The organism is Bacteroidia bacterium, from assembly GCA_033391075.1.
Classification (GTDB): Bacteria; Bacteroidota; Bacteroidia; order J057; family J057; genus JAWPMV01.
Window position 1 is genome coordinate 5,849,936 of sequence record JAWPMV010000001.1, and the last position, 17,806, is coordinate 5,867,741.

The window sequence follows — 17,806 nt, forward strand, 5'->3', positions numbered from 1 at the left end:
ATCGTTGAATCAAATGCAATCTCATCGATCTTTGTGTAACCTTTGAAGCTGCTTAACAGCAAAACGATAAAACCCTTTATATGAAATCACGATTACTTGCTCTTTCCCTGAGTCTTTTACTCCTCGCATGTTCTACTCCTCAAAGTCAGAACACGGAAGCAGACTTCAACATAGCTTTCGAAAAATTCCAATTGGACAACGGCCTTGAAGTTGTCATGCACATAGACAGGTCCGATCCTGTGGTCGCTGTAGCTCTCACTACACATGTAGGCTCTGCCAGAGAAAAAGAAGGCAGAACGGGTTTCGCCCACTTATTTGAGCATCTCCTTTTCCTCGAATCTGAAAATCTGGGCAAAGGAGGATTAGATAAGATGAGTGCGCGAATTGGAGGTTCAGGAGCTAATGGTTCGACTTCCAGAGATCGCACCAATTATTTCCAGACAGTCCCCAAAGATGCCCTCGAAAAGATGATTTGGGCAGAGGCAGACAAATTGGGATGGTTTATCAATACGGTAACTGATCCCGTACTTGCCAAAGAGAAGCAAGTCGTAAAAAATGAAAAACGACAAGGCATTGACAATCGTCCCTACGGACATACCCAATATGTGATTGACAAACACCTCTACCCATCCGACCATCCCTATAGTTGGCAGGTAATTGGCTCGCTGGAAGATTTACAAAATGCGACCCTGTCCGATGTAAAAGAGTTTTTCAATAGCTGGTATTCAACCAATAATACTACCCTCGTCATTTCGGGAGATTTTGAAGTAGCACAGGCGAAAGAATGGGTGCGCAAATACTTCGATGAAATTCCCAGAGGGGATCAAATCAGTCCTTTAGACAAAAGAGCGGGAAAGGTGGAGGATATGCTGCGTCTTTATCATGAAGATAATTTTGCTCGATTGCCGGAACTCACCCTGGCCTGGCCGACGGTGGAATTGTACCATGCGGATTCTTATCCGCTCAGCGTATTAGCTACCTATTTATCTCAGGGCAAATCCGCTCCTCTCTATCAGCAGTTGGTGGAAAAGGATCAATTGACTTCGAATGTGCGGATGTCTAATTTCTCCTCAGAAATCGCCGGACAAGCCCAGTTGAGTGTTCGTACTTTTCCGGAAGTGGATTTGGATAAAGCTTTGAGTTCCATAGAGACAGCTTTTGCAAAGTTCGAACAGGAAGGGATTTCCCAAAAGGACTTAAACCGAATCAAAGCAGGGCAGGAAACCCGCTTCTATAATGGTCTATCCAGCGTATTGGGTAAAGGCTTCCAATTGGCCCAGTACAACATATTCGCGAAGGATCCAGGCTTTATCAATCAGGACATCCAAAATATCCTGAACGTAAGCAGGGATGATGTCATGCGTGTCTATAATCAGTATATCAAAGGAAAAAATTATGTGGCGACAAGTTTTGTCCCCCAGGGAAAGGTCGAACTGGCATTGGAAAATTCCAATCAGGCAGAAGTGGTAGAAGAAGTGATAAGCCAGGGTGCAGAGGAGAGCTTTGATCCTTCTCTTACAGCTTCTTATGAGCCCACTCCTTCATCTTTTGATAGAAGCGTCGAACCTCCCTATGGAACTTCTCCGGAAGTAAGTATTCCTGATGTGTGGAAAGAGGAACTCCCCAATGGACTCAAGATTTATGGCATTGAAAACAATGAAGTTCCCCTGATCCAATTCAATATCGTCATCCCCGGAGGTCAGCTTCTGGAGGATATGGAAAAGACAGGCGTTTCCAATTTGCTTGCAAGCATGATGACCAAGGGCACGAAAAACAAAACTACCGAAGAGCTGGAAAATGCCATTCAGCAATTGGGAGCCTCAATCTTTGTCAGGGCCAATCGCGAAAACATCACGATCAGTGGAAATACCCTTGCGAAAAACTACGATAAAACGATGGCCTTGCTGGAAGAAATTCTGCTGGAACCCCGATGGGATGAAGAAGAATTTAACCTAGCGGTTTTGGAAGTAAAGAGCCAAATACAGCAACAGCAGGTAAATCCCAATTCTGTAGCCAGAAACAACTTCAACAAGCTCATATACGGCAACAACAACATTCGCTCCCAGGATATACTCGGATCAGCCGAATCTGTTGAGCAAATCAGTCTGCAAGACCTCAAGAACTATTTTGAGGACTATCTCTCGCCTTCTATTAGCCGCATGCATGTGGTAGGTGCATTAGATAAGTCGAAGATTTTGAGTTCCTTAAACGGCCTGCAGGAAGCCTGGGAAGCTAAAGAAGTAAGTATTCCTGAGCAACCAGTAGCAGAAGCACCTGGCGCATCCAAAGTTTATTTCTATGACATTCCCGGTGCCAAACAGTCTGTTTTGCGAATTGGGTATCCTGCCCTGGCCGTTACAGATGAAGATTACTATCCGGCAACGGTTGCCAATTATATCCTCGGTGGAGGAGGTTTTGCTTCCCGACTCACCCAGGAACTCAGAGAAGGAAAGGGTTATACTTATGGCATCAATTCTTTCTTTTCGGGCTCAGAAGCAAAAGGGTCCTTCACCATCGGCAGTGGCGTGAGGAGCAATGTTACCCTGGAGTCAACTCAATTGGTCAAAGAAATACTCGCTGACTATGGGCAGACCTTCACCGAAAAAGACCTGGAAACTACTAAAAGCTTCCTGATCAAAAGTAATGCGAGGGCCTTTGAAACGGCGGGCGCGAAACTAGGTATGCTGCAAAATATCAGCACCTATGGCTGGTCGGATGATTATATCAAGAAGAGGGAAGAAATTGTGAAGAATATTAGCCTGGATCGCATCCGGGAACTCAGTGAAAAATATTTTGACGAATCCAGGATGTACTGGTTGGTTGTGGGGGATGCAAAGACTCAATTGGAACGCATGAATGATTTGGGCTTTGGGAGTCCGATCCTGCTCAATAAGATTAGCCTGGAGAAAGAGTAAAAAGCTGGGCGGTACCGAATTTCTGGGCATATAATGAAAAAACATCCGGGATCTCTTGCCGCGAGCAGGGGTCCCGGATAAATTTTTTTTTCAGCCTACTCCCAAAATTTTCCGGGATGATAACTCTGAGTAGTAGGGTTTTGCAAAGCTAAAGCTCTCCATTTTCCGTTTCTTCGTCCTTCTTCTTACTTATTAGCTATCTTGTTTACTTAGCAGGAAACCCTTACGCATGATTGCCAAACAAAAATTTTTAGCCCTCATCCTTTTACTCCTCTTCTCAAGCAGTTGTGAGGAATCCCATGATCATATATCTGCAGATGTCATCATTTACGGAGGCACATCCGCAGGAGTGTCTGCTGCTATCCAGACAGCAAGGCTTGGAAAATCTGTCATATTGATCGAACCTACAAAACGGCTAGGAGGCCTTACTACAGGAGGCTTAGGACAAACCGATATCGGGAACAAACAGGTAATTGGAGGCATTTCACGTGAGTTTTACCAAAACATCAAAAAACATTATGCAGATTCTGCTAATTGGGTCTGGCAAAAAAGAGCTGAATACCGTGATGGTGGGCAAACGCGTAGCAAGACAGGAGAAGATGCGATGTGGACTTTTGAGCCCTCTGCCGCACTTGAGGTTTACCAGGAAATGCTTCAGTCCTTAGACATCAAAATAGTCTATAAAGAGCGCCTCAATCGAGCTACAGGTGTTTCGAAAACAGGCAATCGTATTTCATCTATATCTATGGAATCCGGTGCCAGCTATGAGGCAAAAATGTTTATAGATGCGAGCTATGAAGGGGACCTAATGGCAGCAAGCGGAGTGTCCTATACTGTGGGGAGAGAGTCCAATGATCAGTATGGCGAAACCCTAAACGGCATCCAGGCCTGTGAATACGCCCAAACCCTCCTGGAAACGACTTCCCATAATGCCGTACATCACAATTTCATCGAAGGGGTTGATCCCTATGTAGTGAAAGGCGATTCAACAAGTGGACTCTTAGCTTTTATTTCTGAAGGAGGCGCGGGTATAGAAGGAGCAGGTGATCAAGGAATTCAGGCTTACTGTTTCCGAATGACCCTGACAGACCATCCCGATAATCGAATCCCCTTTCAAAAACCCGAGAATTATCGGGAGCAGGATTATGAGCTTCTTTTTCGCAATTATGAAGCAGCGAAGGGTCCGATAGAGGAAATGTACACCTATGGAGATCGCCTTCTTCCCTGGATCAATTCCTCCATGCCCAACCGGAAAACAGATACCAATAATCAGAAAGGATTTTCTACCGACTTTATCGGACAAAACTGGGACTATCCGGAAGCCTCTTATGAAGAGCGCGAAACGATTATAAATCGCCATCGAGCATATCAACAGGGATTGATGTGGACCCTTGCTTATCATCCCCGAATACCTGAAAAAGTGCGAGCCCTTGTATCGAAATGGGGAACTTGCAAAGATGAATATGAGCGTGCAGATGGTTGGCAACAGCAACTATACATTAGAGAGGCTCGCCGCATGATCAGTGAGTATGTCATGACACAAAAAAATTGCGAAGGCATAGAAGTAGTCAAAGATCCCATCGGCATGGCAGCTTATGGGATGGATTCGCACCATATCAAGCGCTATGTAAACGAGCAAGGATTTGTAGAAAATGAAGGCAATGTAGAGGCTTCTGTTAAAGCGCCCTTTCCCATAAGCTATCAATCTCTCGTACCTAAGAATAAGGAATGCACAAATCTTGTCGTGCCCATTTGCCTCAGCGCTTCACACATTGCCTTTGGATCCATTCGTATGGAGCCGGTTTTTATGATATTGGGCCAAAGTGCAGCAACCATTGCCTGCATGAGTATAGATGCTGATAAGGCCGTTCAGGAGTTGGAATATGAGGAACTCGAAAAGGAATTGCTTGCTCAGGGACAAATATTAGAATAAAGAGTATATAAAGGCAGGAAATCTATTTCCCTTCTTTCCTCTAAAGCCAAAAACACATTGAAAGCTATGAAGCTGCGAATTATTTCCATTCTGGCATTTAGCCTCTCCTCCTCCTTTCTCTCAGCGCAAATCAATTGGAATACACCTTTTGAAGATTGCGGGATACAAGGGAGCATCACGATTTTCGACTATAAACTTGGTCGATGGATGAGCAATGACATAGAAGACAGTCAATATGCCACTCTTCCAGCATCCACTTTTAAAATTGTCAATACCCTCATAGCTCTGGAAACGGGAGCTGTCAAAGATGAGAACGAAATCATTCCCTGGATCACGGATTATGACACGCTGAAGTACGGCCATCGACCTGATATTTATCATAGCATGAGTATGAAAGAAGCCTTCAGATTGTCTGCAGGTTGGGCCTATATTGAGTTGGCGAAAAGAATCGGCAAAGACCGATACAGGGACATATTGACGCAAATTGGCTATGGGAATGTTGATCTATCAATAGATGATCCTGACTTCTGGAACTTTGGAAAGTTTGCGATTTCCCCGGCAAATCAGATTCGGGTATTGGTAGATATCTATGAAGAAAAGCTGCCTTTCTCCGAAAGCTCTTTCAAAACGCTCAAAGAAATGATGATAGTGGAGGAAAGGGATACCTACACCCTCCGAGCAAAAACCGGATGGACCCGAGATGGAGGCAAGGATACAGGCTGGTGGGTGGGATACATTGAGAAAGCTGATAATATTTATTTTTTTGCTACCCGTTTGATTAAAAGCAGGACAGAGGCCAATCCCAATTTTGGGAATTGTAGAAAGGAAATCAGCAAACGCATCTTCAAAGAACTGGGTATATTATAAACCCATCCGAATCCATTAACCATGAATACTCCCCAAGACCCGGAACTCAGGATCCTATCCATCAGAGAAAATCCTTCTTACAAGGACAAAGCCATCGCCTATTTTCAACAATGCTGGTCAAGTGTAGATCCCATCATCTACAAAGATGCGATTAGCCATAGCCTTTCAGCCCGAAACTTCCTCCCTCAATGGTACCTCCTGATAAAGGGAGAAACAATCATTGGTTGTGCAGGCCTGATCACCAATGACTTCATAAGCAGAGTAGATTTATACCCGTGGATTTGTGCGGTCTATATTGAGGAAGCAGAAAGGGGTAAGGCTTATGCGACTTTGCTCATGGAAAAGGCAAAGGAAGACACAAAGAAAGCAGGCTTTGATTATTTGTACCTGAGCACCAGTCATGTGGGCTATTACGAGAAATACGGGTTCACATACATCGGACAAGGACATCATCCCTGGGGAGAGTCTTCCAGGATTTATGAAATAGAAGTAGCCTGAAATTCTTCTTGACAGGGGAAAGATCTCCTCGATTAAGTGAAAGACAAATTAGCCTGCCTTAAGAATTTTGCCTTATCTTGAAATCTCTCCCCACACCGAAAAACTGCTATTGAATGCTTTGCAAAAATTGTTCACAGAAAGTCAAAGGAAATTTTTGCCAGAACTGTGGCCAAAAGACCAATGTAGGGCGCATAGATTTCAACTACCTGATCAAGGAAGTTCCCCAGAGCTTTTTTCAATTGGATCGTGGCTTTTTTTTTACCGTCAGGGAGTTATTTCTTCGACCGGGACATAGTTTGCGAGAATTTATCGGGGGAAAGCGCAAGAATTTCTACAAACCCATTGCCTTTGTATTGATCACTTCTACCCTGTATGTTTTGTCTACCTATCTGATGGGCACCAAAACCTTTATGGCAGAAATGCTCATAGGTTTCACGGAAGGAATACAAGCCAGTGATTTCCAGAATGGAGGAAAAACGGTAGATTGGATCGTCAAGAATCAAAGCTATCTGGCTTTTCTCGTCTTGCCCATCTTCTCTCTGGCTTCTTATCTAGCCTTTATCCGGTCTGACTACAATTACATCGAGCACCTCATCCTTAATCTTTACATTTCAGGCCAGCAAATGCTCATATACCTGATGTTTTCCTTTATCGGTACAGACGAAAATGCCTGGATAGCTACACCCATCATATTGGGTATAACGTATAATATCTGGACTTATCTTCAATTTTTTAATGAAAAAAAGCTGGCGACAAGATTCTGGCTCATTGGACTGAGTTACCTCATATTTTTTGCCATTCCTTTTCTCATTCTGTTCATTGCCGGAACGATTGTCAACCTCTTTTCAATGACCACATAAAATGTGAAATGGTATTCTTTTCCTTATTTTTAAGCGGAAGGAATACCTCTGTTAGATTCCTATTTTTACAATCAGAAAGCAGGCAATCATGATCATTGAAGCATCTAAAAAGAAACGTTTATTAAACTTCATCTTTGACCTGATTACCATTGGAATCCTGATGGAAATCACATTTCAACTTGAAGCACTTGTCGAGAATAAAACTCCCCTTAAAGTCCTTCGGGTAATTATTGTTTTCGGGGGTTACTACATTCCAATGGAGTACTTCCTTGGCAAGACACTAGGCAAATTCTTAACAAAAACCCGGGTCGTAAATGAAGAGGGTGAAAAAATAGATTTTCGGCAAGCCGTTATGAGATTTTTATGTCGTTGGATCCCTTTCGAGTTTTTATCTTTAGGATTAGGCCATGATGCAAAGGCCTGGCATGATTTACTTACAAAGACCCATGTGATTGATGAGGAAAAACAGGCTGAACTTAGCGATAAAATATCAGAATTGGGCTAGGCAAATGTTTCCGCATCAGATCAGAAACAAGGAATAAAATATATGAAAATCCTCATTACCGGCAGTAGTGGCCATCTGGGAGAAGCCCTGATCAGGGTGCTACAAAAAGAGTCTCATGAAATCATTGCTGTAGATTACAAAGCCTCTGATTTCACGACTCATCAGGGTTCCATCACGGATCGGGAATTTGTTCGCAACTGTATGCAGGGAGTGGATACCGTCATTCACGCAGCGACCCTTCATAAACCCCATATTGTCACCCATAGCAAAGCGGAATTTGTCTCTACTAATACCCTGGGAACGCTAAACTTATTGGAGGAAGCCAGATTGCAAGGGAGCAAATCCTTCATCTTCACCAGTACGACCAGTACCTTTGGAGATGCCTTGCGCCCCAAAGCAGGAGAAGCAGCCAAATGGATAGATGAAAGGGTGGTTCCCAAACCCAAGAATATTTATGGAGTGAGCAAAACCGCTGCCGAGGACATTTGCCAGCTCTATTATCGAAATCATAAACTCCCTTGCCTGATCCTCAAAACTTCCCGTTTCTTTCTGGAAGAAGATGATGATAAGGATAAACGAGCCAAATTCTCAGATCCCAACCTCAAAGCCAATGAATACTTGCATAGAAGGGTAGATATCGCCGATGCGGTTGAGGCACATTTGCTGGCCATAGAAAAGGCTGAAGAAATCGGTTTTGGAAAATATATCATCAGTGCCACGACGCCCTTTAGCAAAGCGGATTTGCCCGAATTGAATTCAGATGTAGCCAAGGTACTGGCAAGGATTCATCCCAACTTCCCAGAGATTTATGAATCAGTTGGTTGGAAAATGTTCGACCAAATCGGCCGTGTTTATGTAAATGAAAAAGCAAGACGAGAACTGGGATGGAAACCAAGATATGACTTTGCTTATGTGCTGGATTGTCTGAAAAAAGGGAAAGAATACCGTAGCGACTTAGCCCTGGAAGTAGGCATCAAGAAATACCATGATCAGGTATTTGAAGAAGGCCCTTATCCAGTCAATGAGTAGTTGGATTTCAATCCCGAAACCCACAGCCCAGCTGTCATTGCGAGCCTGTATTACAGGCGAAGCAATCTCCTTGATACCGAATAAACTTTTCATAGTTAAAGAGATTGCTTCGCCCAATATTTGAGCTCGCAATGACAGGGATGCTGAATTTTTGAAAAAGGTGTTGGCGTGTTGGAGTTGGATCTCCAAATATCCTCCAGCAAATATTAGAATACGAGAACACCCGAACACTTATCATTTTCCCTATCCAAAGCTATAATCTCAGTCTCAACCCTTTACCAAAGAGGGAAAGAAGGCGAATTGATCCTGGAAGAATGGTGGCAGCGAATTGATTATATAAGCAAGCCTTTCTTTGAAAAACTTATCAACAAATCTGTTAGTAACTTTACTTCTCCCGCAAAGGGCCGATGCCTAATTTCGTCCTACATAATTGCACAGCGAGGTAATTTTCTCAGTGAAAATTAAACAAGGGGAATCGTGTGAAATTCACGAGCTGTCGCGCAACTGTAAATGCGCTGTACACCCAGCCATAAGCCAGACTACCTTCCTTGATTGTGCGGATGTTGCTTTCGCATCAAAAGCAGATATCCGAAGCACGGACGCCTCATGCATTTTGGGGAAATAGCCTGGCTCCGCTGTCAAACATATCGCTTTTGATTTCCTGAAACCTTTAAACAAAGCGATATGAGCATTTTCGAAAAACGCATCAATTACAAACCCTTCGAATACCCCGAAGTCCTCCAATTTACTGATGCCATCAACAAATCCTTTTGGGTCCATTCAGAAGTAGATTTTACTGCAGATGTACAGGATTTCCATTCCCATTTAGGAGAAAATGAGAAGCAGGTAGTAAAAAAGAGCCTGCTCGCCATTGCACAGATCGAAGTAGCTGTCAAATCTTTCTGGGGAGACCTCTACCACCATTTTCCCAAACCGGAGTTCAATGGGCTGGGAAGTACATTTGCGGAATGTGAATTTCGCCATTCAGAAGCCTACTCCCGCCTGCTGGAAGTACTGGGCTACAACAGCGAATTTGAGAAGCTATTAGAAACTCCTGTAATCCGTGAACGCATCGATTACCTTTCCAACGCACTCCAGCACACCAAATCCGAGGACAAAAAGAAATACGTCTTTTCCCTCATCCTTTTCTCTATTCTCATAGAGAATGTTTCCCTCTTCAGTCAGTTTGCCATCATCCTTTCATTCACCCGTTTCAAAGGTGTGATGAAAAACATCAGCAACATCATTGCCTGGACTTCAGTAGACGAGCAAATCCACGCCAATGCCGGCATCTTTATCGTCAATACCATCCGCAAGGAGTTTCCGGATTTCTTCAATGAGGAAACCGTTGCAGAATTGCGGGAAATTGTGGCAGACTCTATCGCGGTGGAAGCACGCATCCTTGATTGGATTTTTGAAGAAGGAGAGATAGATAATATCAGCAAAGAAAATCTCCTCAACTTCATGAAGTTTCGCGTGGATGATAGCCTGAGTAAAATCGGTCTGGATAAACTCTTCTTCGTATCAGAATTCAATTACCAGCCCATGGTTTGGTTTGAAGAGGAAGTATTTGCCAATAGCCTGGACGACTTCTTCGCCAAGCGCCCGGTAGAATACACCAAGCATGACAAAAGCATCACCGCTGACGATCTCTTCTAGCTATGAAAAGTATAGAAGAACGGATCGAGCAATCGGTTACTCGCTTATTCAAAGCCGTTTTCCCCAATACCACCAATCACTATGATACGCTCTTTGGGGGAACAGCTATGCACCTGATGGATGAAGTGGCATTCATTACAGCCACTCGTTTCAGTCGGAAGAAAATGGTGACCGTTTCCTCCAGTCAAATTGACTTTTCTGAACCTATTCCTTCCGGGACCATCATCGAACTGGTCGGCAAGGTGGTCAGAATAGGAAATAAAAGCCTGGATGTGGAGGTAGAAATATACAAGGAGGAGATGTACGAGGAGGGAAGAAAAAAATCAATACAGGGACGCTTCACCTTTGTTGCTATCGACAAGCAAAGGCAAGCCATTCCCGTACTTTAAAAAAATATGGAACAACAAATAGAAAGATTATGGTGGCTCAATGAAGAGAGCCAGAATATGCTCAAGCGAGGCTATTTACTCAAGGGAGAAACCGTTAGTACAGCCATCGAACGGATCGCTACCGCAGCAGCGAGGCGTTTGTATAAGCCAGAAATGACAGAGCCCTTTATTGAGATGATCGAAAAAGGCTGGATGAGCCTAAGCTCTCCTATCTGGGCCAATATGGGAACAGAAAGGGGATTGCCCATCTCCTGCTTTAACGTACATGTACCGGACAGCATCGAAGGCATCACCCACAAATTGGGAGAGGTAATCATGCAAACCAAAATCGGAGGCGGTACTTCCGGCTATTTTGGAGAACTGAGAGAAAGGGGAAGCTCGGTAACAGACAATGGGAAAAGTAGTGGAGCCGTCAGCTTTATGAAGCTTTTTGATACGGCTATGGACACCATTTCTCAGGGAGGGGTAAGAAGAGGAGCCTTTGCGGCATATCTCGACATTGATCATTCAGATGTAAAGGAGTACCTGGAGATTAAAAATATCGGAAATCCCATCCAGAATCTATTTTTTGGGGTATGTGTATCTGATTACTGGATGCAGGAAATGATAGATGGAGATCGGGAGAAAAGAGAGATTTGGGCGAAAGTCCTGGAAAGCCGCCAGCAGAAAGGCTTGCCTTACATCTTTTTCACCGACAACATCAATCGGTACAAACCGGATGTTTACAAGGACAAGAACATGACCATCCGTTCCAGCAACTTATGTTCAGAAATCGCCCTGCCTTCCAATTTTGAAGAATCTTTCATTTGCTGCCTTTCCTCTATGAATCTGGAGCTGTATGATGAGTGGAAAGATACAGATGCAGTAAAAAGAGCCATCTATTTTCTGGATGCGGTATTACAGGAATTTATCGTAAAGACTGAGGGCAACTATTACCTCACTTCCTCCAATCGATTCGCCAAACGTCATCGCGCTTTGGGACTGGGAGTACTTGGATGGCATTCTTATCTGCAAAAAAATATGATTCCATTTGAAGGTATGCGTTCCAAAGCCCTCACCAATGAGATCTTTAAGCATATCAATCAGCAAGCCAATGAAGCGAGTGAAGAATTGGCTGGTATTTATGGGGAGCCCGAGGTTCTGGAAGGCTATGGTAGAAGGAATACGACCCTGATGGCCATTGCTCCGACCACTTCTTCCTCTGCAATCCTGGGACAAAGTTCGCCCGGCATAGAGCCTTTTAGCAGTAATTATTATAAAGCAGGTCTGGCGAAAGGCAATTTTATGCGGAAAAATAAATACCTCCGAAAACTGCTGGAAGAAAAAGGACTGGATACAGAAGATACCTGGCGGAGCATCATGCTCAATCATGGAAGCGTCCGTCATTTGGAAGGCCTCTCGGAAGAAGAGAAAGAAGTATTCAAAACCTTCAAGGAAATCAGTCAGCTTGAGATCATCCAACAGGCATCCATTCGCCAGAAATACATCGATCAAGCCCAGAGTCTCAACCTCAATATTCCGTCCAATTTGCCGATCAAAGAGGTCAATAAATTATTGATCGAGGCCTGGCAATTGGGCATCAAAACCCTCTACTACCAGCGTAGTCAGAGTGTTTCCAAGGAATTTATCTCCAATATCGTGAGCTGTTCGAGCTGTGAAGCCTAAACTCAGTTTAAAAGATTTCAGGAATGCGTCCTTCTATCTGGAGGGGCGCATTTTTCTTTCCTAATGCTTAGCTTTCCACCTAAAAGTTGCAACAAAGCAAAATCTTTATCTCATGCGACTGGAAAGATTATTGAAATTACAGCTACTCTATTGCCTGCTGGGAATCCTTTTTAACCTAATCAGTTGGTTTATGCTCTCTCAGGGAACAAAAGCCCTTACACCTACTGATCCAGGGGCAGGAATAATAGTCATGTCTGTGTACGGCCTATTTCTCATAAGTGGGAAAATGAGGAAACGAAGCCTCTATCGAATTCTTATGGGATTGTCAGTGGCCATTTTTATCTACGGCGGGCTTATCAAACATATCATTGGCCTCAACCAAAGTCCTGAGGTTTATTATTCTCTTGTTAGTGGCTTAGTAGCGATTGGCATAAACCTATTTGGCCTTGTCCTGAATAGTTTAGCAGCTTTGGAGAAATTCACCTAAAATTAAGGGTGTAAAATTATTAATCCTTCAAAAAACCATCAACCTCATTACGTTAGTCTTTACTTAAGGAACATATTCAGACACACAAAGTTTATTTACAAATGAATAGCAAATATCTATATGTAGCAGGAGCACTAGCGATGATGCTTTGGGCTCTCACTTTTTCTTCCTGCAAAGAGACTCAGCATTCCCAAACTACGGAAGTAGTAAAAACGGAAATTGATCAGGAAGCAATTATTAAAAGAGGAGAATATCTGGTAACCATCATGGGCTGTAATGATTGTCACTCTCCCAAGCGAATGGGGCCCAATGGACCTGAAATTATTCCCGAACTTATGCTATCTGGTTACCCTGCTGACAGAGAGATCGTCCAGTTTCAAGATGAGTTAATCGGACAGGGATTTGCCCTTTTGAATCCAGATCTCACTGCCGGTATAGGTCCCTGGGGGACTTCCTTCGCAGGAAACCTGACACCCCACGAAACAGGCATAGGGAATTGGACGGAAGAACAATTCAAGAAAGCGCTTATGGAAGGGAAGTATAAAGGTATGGATGGAGGACGTATGCTTTTGCCACCAATGCCCTGGGTTAATTATAAGGATATGACGGATGAAGATTTGAAGGCTGTATTTGGGTACCTTAAGAGTATCGCACCTGTAAACAATATTGTTCCCCCTCCTATTCCTCCTCAATAAATCTTGTAATAAAAAAGGCAGCTTACTGCTGCCTTTTTTTTATTATCCGATTTGATCAAACCTTGTATAAGGTCTCAATGCCTCCGGTATTCGTATGCTGCCATCTGCCTGCTGGTGATTTTCCAACAAAGCTGCGACGATACGTGGCAGAGCCAATGCACTTCCATTCAAAGAATGCAAGAGGATCTTTTTATTCTCTTCGGTACGATAGCGAAGCTTGAGGCGATTGGTTTGGAAGGTTTCAAAGTTACTTACAGAACTCACTTCCAGCCATCTTTCCTGAGCCGCACTAAATACTTCCAGGTCGAAAGTCTTGGCTGATGCATGGCTCATATCTCCACTGCAAAGCAAGAGTCTTCTGAATCTCAACTCCAGGGCTTCCAGGAGAGACTCGACATAGGTAGTCATTTCTTCCAGGGTATCATAAGATTTCTCAGGTAGACACACCTGTACCAACTCAACTTTGTCAAATTGATGCAAACGGTTGAGGCCTTTTACATGGGCTCCATAAGAGCCCGCTTCTCTCCGAAAGCAAGGAGTGTAGCCACAATTTTTCAGGGGAAGGCGATCCATCTTTATAATATCATTGCGATAAAGATTGGTGATCGGCACCTCCGCGGTAGGAATCATATAGAATCCATCCTTCTCTATATGGTACATCTGTCCCTCCTTATCCGGCAATTGTCCGGTTGCATAAGCAGAATCTTCATTTACCATGAGGGGCGGCTGTATTTCCTGGTAGCCGGCTTCACGGGCTTTATCCAGAAAGAAACTAATCAAAGCTCTCTGCAAGATGGCTCCGTCTCCTTTGTAAACAGGGAAACCAGCTCCGGTAAGTTTAACCCCCAACTCCCAGTCAATAATATCGTGCTGCCTTGCCAATTCCCAATGAGGTTTGGGAGAAAAGTCAAAGCTAAGTTCGACTCCTTTCTCAAAGACCACTTCATTGTCATCTGCGGACTTTCCACTTGGAACACTCGCATGAGGAGAATTTGGCAGCTCATCCAGTTCATGTTTGGTCCTGGTTTGGACATCAGAGACTTCCTGCTCCAATTCCTTGATTCGGTTTTTAGCATCAGCAGATTGCTTTTTAGCAACTTCTGCCTCTTCCTTTTTTCCTTCACGCATCAACAAACCTATCGACTTGGAGGTCTGGTTCATCTCTGCACGATACTTTTCCAACTCTGTGATGATCTCTTTTCTACGATCATCCAGACGCAGGATCTCTTGCAATACGTCAGCAGCATTAGCTACTCCTTTACGAGCAAGGCTCCCCGCGATTTCCTCCGTTTTTTGTCGAATTTTTGCGATTTCCAGCATAGGTTTTTTGCTATTTCCTGCGAAATAACAAAAAGCTATTCACATTCGTAAGAAAAATACGGTGAAATAAAATTGTAAAGCAGATTTTTTTTGGAAAACTAGATTTAGTTTCCTTCCTTTGTGGAGATTTTTCAAACCAACCACTCCCATTCTTCAAGCGGAGTGCATCTCAATTCAACATCGTTTTATTTCTGACCTAAGCCTAATCACCATAGGTAAGCCGCAACGGGCTTTTTGAGACATAGAATACTCATCCATTTTATATGTACGATATAATAGAACTGAATAATAATGATCTCTCCGAATTACAGGAGATCGCGCAGAAGCTGGAAATCGCAAACCATGAAGAGTTAGCCAAACAAGATTTGATTTTCAAGATTCTTGACAAACAAGCGGTTATGCCCGCCAAAGAACTTGCCGCACTAAAAGAAAAAAGCACAGCCAACAAAAACGAATCCGCAGAGGAGAACAAAAAAGAAGCTGAGGCGAAGCCTAAAAGAAAGCCAAGAAAGAAAAAAGAAGAGCCAAAGGAAGAAGCTGTTGTAGCAGAAGAAAGCGAGGAGGCTCCTAAACCCAAAACAAGGGGACGTAAAAAAAGCACCAAAGCTGAGAAAGAAGAATCTGCCGAAGTTGAGGCACCTAAGAAGCGGACTCGTAAAAAAACCAGCAAGAAAACGGAAGAGCCTGAAGTTGTTGAGGTAATAGCGGAGAAGGAAGAAGCTGTTGAAGTTCCAGAAAAAGTGGAAGAGGTCGCTAAACCAGAGGCAGAAAAAGGAGAAGAGGAAGAAGTACGCAGAGAAGATAAAGGCAGAGACAATAACAACAACAGAGATAATAGAAGAAATAACGGTAGAGGCAGAGATAGAGATCGCGACAATAGAGGAGATAGAAGAGACAGAAGAGACAAACGCGACAGGGACAGAGATAGAGACCATGGCGGACGCCAAAATTCTGGAATAAATCTGGAGCTCGATGGCGTAGTAAGCAATATGGGAGTTCTTGAATTGATTCCTGAAGGATATGGCTTCCTCCGTTCCTCAGAATACAACTACCTCCCCTCTCCAGACGATATTTACGTTTCCCCCTCTCAAATCAAACTTTTCGGACTAAAAACAGGTGATACTGTCTACGGACAAATTCGCCCACCTAAAGAAGGAGAACGTTATTTCGCCTTATTGAAAGTAGAAACGATCAATGGTCGTACCCCTGAAGAAGTAAGAGATAGAATCTATTTTGATCACCTTACTCCTCTATTTCCAGACGAAAGATTTAGCCTGGCTGATGAGAAATCAAATAATCAGGACCTTTCAGAAAGAATCATTGATCTTTTTTCTCCTATAGGAAAAGGACAGAGGGGATTGATTGTGGCTCAGCCTAAAACGGGTAAGACGATCCTCCTTCAGAAAGTAGCTAATGCGATAGCCAAAAACCATCCGGAAGCATATTTGATCATTTTGCTGATCGACGAACGTCCGGAAGAGGTAACGGATATGGCACGTAACGTAAATGCAGAAGTTATAGCCTCTACCTTCGACGAACCAGCAGAAAGGCATGTACAGGTAGCCAATATTGTTTTGGAGAAAGCGAAAAGAATGGTTGAGTGTGGACAAGATGTTGTCATTTTGTTAGACTCAATTACCCGCCTCGCCAGAGCACACAACACCAATATGCCTGCATCTGGTAAAATTCTTTCCGGTGGTGTGGATGCAAATGCTCTACACAAACCCAAAAGATTCTTTGGTGCAGCCAGAAATATCGAACATGGTGGCTCTCTTACTATTTTGGCAACTGCCCTGATCGAAACAGGCTCCAAAATGGATGAGGTTATCTTCGAAGAATTTAAAGGTACGGGTAATATGGAGCTTCAGCTCGACCGCCGTCTTGCCAATCGCAGGATTTATCCAGCTATCGATGTTACAGCTTCTGGTACTCGTCGCGAAGACCTTCTTATGGACGCGCAAGACATCACACGTATCTGGGTATTGAGAAAGTTCATGGCCGACATGAACCCAGTAGAAGGTATGGAATTCCTTCGCACTCGTATGTCCAATACCACGGACAATGATGAGTTCCTCTTATCCATGAATGGATAGGGAAGTACGAGCGTGTTAACGTATTAGGGTGTTAGCGTTTGAGAATTAAATCTCAGCACTAACACCCTAACACTTTTATACCCCCGCACTTTTATTGTATCACTGTGCTGACGGTCCTTACCGAAGACACTCCAAAATATCCCAAAGCATCATTGCTGATATTGCTGGGAGGATTGGCAGGTGCTGCGGAATCGCCTCCTCCGGGCTCTTCCCCCACTATGCTACTCAGACCGGTCCAGTAGCGATAAACTTCATAATCCACTGCATGCGCTTTGATCTCTACTGTATCTCCTAATTCAAAGGGATCAATAAACAAAGGAAAGGCTATCTCATTACCATCCGTCAAATTATCATCATAAAGCCCTATATCCGGACGGGCTTCACCATTCACATAGATCTCTAAGCGAAGATAGTTTCTTACTCCGGGAGGATCCTGAAAAGCAAGTCGCACATAGTAGCCTTCTCCCGGCCCTAGTCCTCCCGCACGATATTCTGTTATCAGAGAATCGATCTCCAGCGGAGCTTGCAAAATACTGATGGCTTCATAGGTTTTACCCTCCAATTCCACTTTCAATTCATACTGCTCTTGCAATTGGAGGTTTACATCCGGGGCACGATACTTTCCTGGAGCATACTCTGTCAGCTCATAGCTATCTCCAGTACTACTGCTAATGCTTACGGTCGCTCCTGTCCCAACTTCTGCTTCTCCCGGCTCGAAATAGCTGCTAGTCTTGCTGATGTCAACAAGGGCTTCATTTGTTTCATCATCAATTCGGGCTTCGATCACCCATTGAGGATTAGATTCATTGAGGTCTATCTCTATCACTTCTTCACAAGAAAAAAGAAAGAGAGAACTGCTTATTATGATGAGTTTTATAAGATATTTCATTG

15 protein-coding genes and 1 riboswitch are annotated in these 17,806 nt (G+C 43.6%); of the genes, 13 read left to right on the forward strand and 2 right to left on the reverse strand.

The genetic code is table 11. The features are described from left to right. Nucleotides 1-80: 80 nt before the first annotated feature. From R8P61_23260 to R8P61_23315, 12 genes are all read left to right on the forward strand, one after another. Nucleotides 81-2,915 (forward strand): pitrilysin family protein, encoded by a 2,835-nt coding sequence (locus tag R8P61_23260; GenBank protein MDW3650011.1) that lies wholly within the window; start codon nucleotides 81-83, stop codon nucleotides 2,913-2,915. 229 nt (nucleotides 2,916-3,144) lie between these two features. Beyond that, nucleotides 3,145-4,848, forward strand: a complete 1,704-nt coding sequence (locus R8P61_23265) for an FAD-dependent oxidoreductase (protein MDW3650012.1) — start codon at nucleotides 3,145-3,147, stop codon at nucleotides 4,846-4,848. Between the two features lie 66 nt (nucleotides 4,849-4,914). Continuing rightward, nucleotides 4,915-5,715 carry a penicillin-binding transpeptidase domain-containing protein gene (locus R8P61_23270; GenBank protein ID MDW3650013.1) on the forward strand — a complete coding sequence of 267 codons (801 nt, stop codon included), beginning with the start codon at nucleotides 4,915-4,917 and terminating at the stop codon, nucleotides 5,713-5,715. A 21-nt stretch (nucleotides 5,716-5,736) separates the two neighbouring features. Then, nucleotides 5,737-6,213 carry a GNAT family N-acetyltransferase gene (locus R8P61_23275; protein MDW3650014.1) on the forward strand — a complete coding sequence of 159 codons (477 nt, stop codon included), beginning with the start codon at nucleotides 5,737-5,739 and terminating at the stop codon, nucleotides 6,211-6,213. A 113-nt stretch (nucleotides 6,214-6,326) separates the two neighbouring features. After that, on the forward strand, nucleotides 6,327-7,073 hold the full coding sequence (locus R8P61_23280; GenBank protein MDW3650015.1) for a DUF3667 domain-containing protein: 747 nt from the start codon (nucleotides 6,327-6,329) through the stop codon (nucleotides 7,071-7,073). Between the two features lie 88 nt (nucleotides 7,074-7,161). Further along, nucleotides 7,162-7,578 (forward strand): RDD family protein, encoded by a 417-nt coding sequence (locus tag R8P61_23285; GenBank protein ID MDW3650016.1) that lies wholly within the window; start codon nucleotides 7,162-7,164, stop codon nucleotides 7,576-7,578. Nucleotides 7,579-7,620: 42 nt separating this feature from the next. Next, complete coding sequence (locus tag R8P61_23290; protein ID MDW3650017.1) at nucleotides 7,621-8,607, forward strand: NAD(P)-dependent oxidoreductase; 987 nt, start codon at nucleotides 7,621-7,623, stop codon at nucleotides 8,605-8,607. 423 nt (nucleotides 8,608-9,030) lie between these two features. Then, nucleotides 9,031-9,173, forward strand: a riboswitch (cobalamin riboswitch). Between the two features lie 118 nt (nucleotides 9,174-9,291). Continuing rightward, on the forward strand, nucleotides 9,292-10,266 hold the full coding sequence (locus tag R8P61_23295) for a ribonucleotide-diphosphate reductase subunit beta (GenBank protein ID MDW3650018.1): 975 nt from the start codon (nucleotides 9,292-9,294) through the stop codon (nucleotides 10,264-10,266). 2 nt (nucleotides 10,267-10,268) lie between these two features. Beyond that, complete coding sequence (locus R8P61_23300) at nucleotides 10,269-10,655, forward strand: acyl-CoA thioesterase (protein ID MDW3650019.1); 387 nt, start codon at nucleotides 10,269-10,271, stop codon at nucleotides 10,653-10,655. A 6-nt stretch (nucleotides 10,656-10,661) separates the two neighbouring features. After that, complete coding sequence (locus R8P61_23305) at nucleotides 10,662-12,320, forward strand: ribonucleoside-diphosphate reductase subunit alpha (GenBank protein MDW3650020.1); 1,659 nt, start codon at nucleotides 10,662-10,664, stop codon at nucleotides 12,318-12,320. A 112-nt stretch (nucleotides 12,321-12,432) separates the two neighbouring features. Beyond that, nucleotides 12,433-12,807, forward strand: coding sequence for a hypothetical protein (locus R8P61_23310; protein ID MDW3650021.1), 375 nt, complete (start codon nucleotides 12,433-12,435; stop codon nucleotides 12,805-12,807). Between the two features lie 101 nt (nucleotides 12,808-12,908). Continuing rightward, the gene (locus R8P61_23315; protein ID MDW3650022.1) at nucleotides 12,909-13,502 is read left to right on the forward strand and encodes a diheme cytochrome c-553; all 594 of its coding nucleotides are present in this window, start codon (nucleotides 12,909-12,911) and stop codon (nucleotides 13,500-13,502) included. Between the two features lie 42 nt (nucleotides 13,503-13,544). Here the strand turns inward: R8P61_23315 and serS are convergent, their stop codons facing one another. Further along, a complete protein-coding gene (serS, locus tag R8P61_23320) occupies nucleotides 13,545-14,822 on the reverse strand; it encodes a serine--tRNA ligase (protein MDW3650023.1) in 1,278 nt (425 codons plus the stop codon). 263 nt (nucleotides 14,823-15,085) lie between these two features. Here serS and rho point away from each other — a divergent pair, with 263 nt between their 5' ends. Continuing rightward, entirely contained in the window at nucleotides 15,086-16,915 is a 1,830-nt protein-coding gene (gene rho / locus R8P61_23325) for a transcription termination factor Rho (GenBank protein ID MDW3650024.1), read from the forward strand. A 91-nt stretch (nucleotides 16,916-17,006) separates the two neighbouring features. Here rho and R8P61_23330 read toward each other — a convergent pair whose 3' ends face one another. Next, on the reverse strand, nucleotides 17,007-17,804 hold the full coding sequence (locus R8P61_23330; protein ID MDW3650025.1) for a DUF4249 domain-containing protein: 798 nt from the start codon (nucleotides 17,802-17,804) through the stop codon (nucleotides 17,007-17,009). Between the last annotated feature and the right edge of the window lie 2 nt (nucleotides 17,805-17,806).

Coding starts and splice junctions, on each gene's coding strand:
- R8P61_23260 (MDW3650011.1), top strand. CDS start 81: ATGAAATCACGATTACTTGCTCTTTCCCTGAGTCTTTTACTCCTCGCA.
- R8P61_23265 (MDW3650012.1), top strand. CDS start 3,145: ATGATTGCCAAACAAAAATTTTTAGCCCTCATCCTTTTACTCCTCTTC.
- R8P61_23270 (MDW3650013.1), top strand. CDS start 4,915: ATGAAGCTGCGAATTATTTCCATTCTGGCATTTAGCCTCTCCTCCTCC.
- R8P61_23275 (MDW3650014.1), top strand. CDS start 5,737: ATGAATACTCCCCAAGACCCGGAACTCAGGATCCTATCCATCAGAGAA.
- R8P61_23280 (MDW3650015.1), top strand. CDS start 6,327: ATGCTTTGCAAAAATTGTTCACAGAAAGTCAAAGGAAATTTTTGCCAG.
- R8P61_23285 (MDW3650016.1), top strand. CDS start 7,162: ATGATCATTGAAGCATCTAAAAAGAAACGTTTATTAAACTTCATCTTT.
- R8P61_23290 (MDW3650017.1), top strand. CDS start 7,621: ATGAAAATCCTCATTACCGGCAGTAGTGGCCATCTGGGAGAAGCCCTG.
- R8P61_23295 (MDW3650018.1), top strand. CDS start 9,292: ATGAGCATTTTCGAAAAACGCATCAATTACAAACCCTTCGAATACCCC.
- R8P61_23300 (MDW3650019.1), top strand. CDS start 10,269: ATGAAAAGTATAGAAGAACGGATCGAGCAATCGGTTACTCGCTTATTC.
- R8P61_23305 (MDW3650020.1), top strand. CDS start 10,662: ATGGAACAACAAATAGAAAGATTATGGTGGCTCAATGAAGAGAGCCAG.
- R8P61_23310 (MDW3650021.1), top strand. CDS start 12,433: ATGCGACTGGAAAGATTATTGAAATTACAGCTACTCTATTGCCTGCTG.
- R8P61_23315 (MDW3650022.1), top strand. CDS start 12,909: ATGAATAGCAAATATCTATATGTAGCAGGAGCACTAGCGATGATGCTT.
- serS (MDW3650023.1), bottom strand. CDS start 14,822: ATGCTGGAAATCGCAAAAATTCGACAAAAAACGGAGGAAATCGCGGGG.
- rho (MDW3650024.1), top strand. CDS start 15,086: ATGTACGATATAATAGAACTGAATAATAATGATCTCTCCGAATTACAG.
- R8P61_23330 (MDW3650025.1), bottom strand. CDS start 17,804: ATGAAATATCTTATAAAACTCATCATAATAAGCAGTTCTCTCTTTCTT.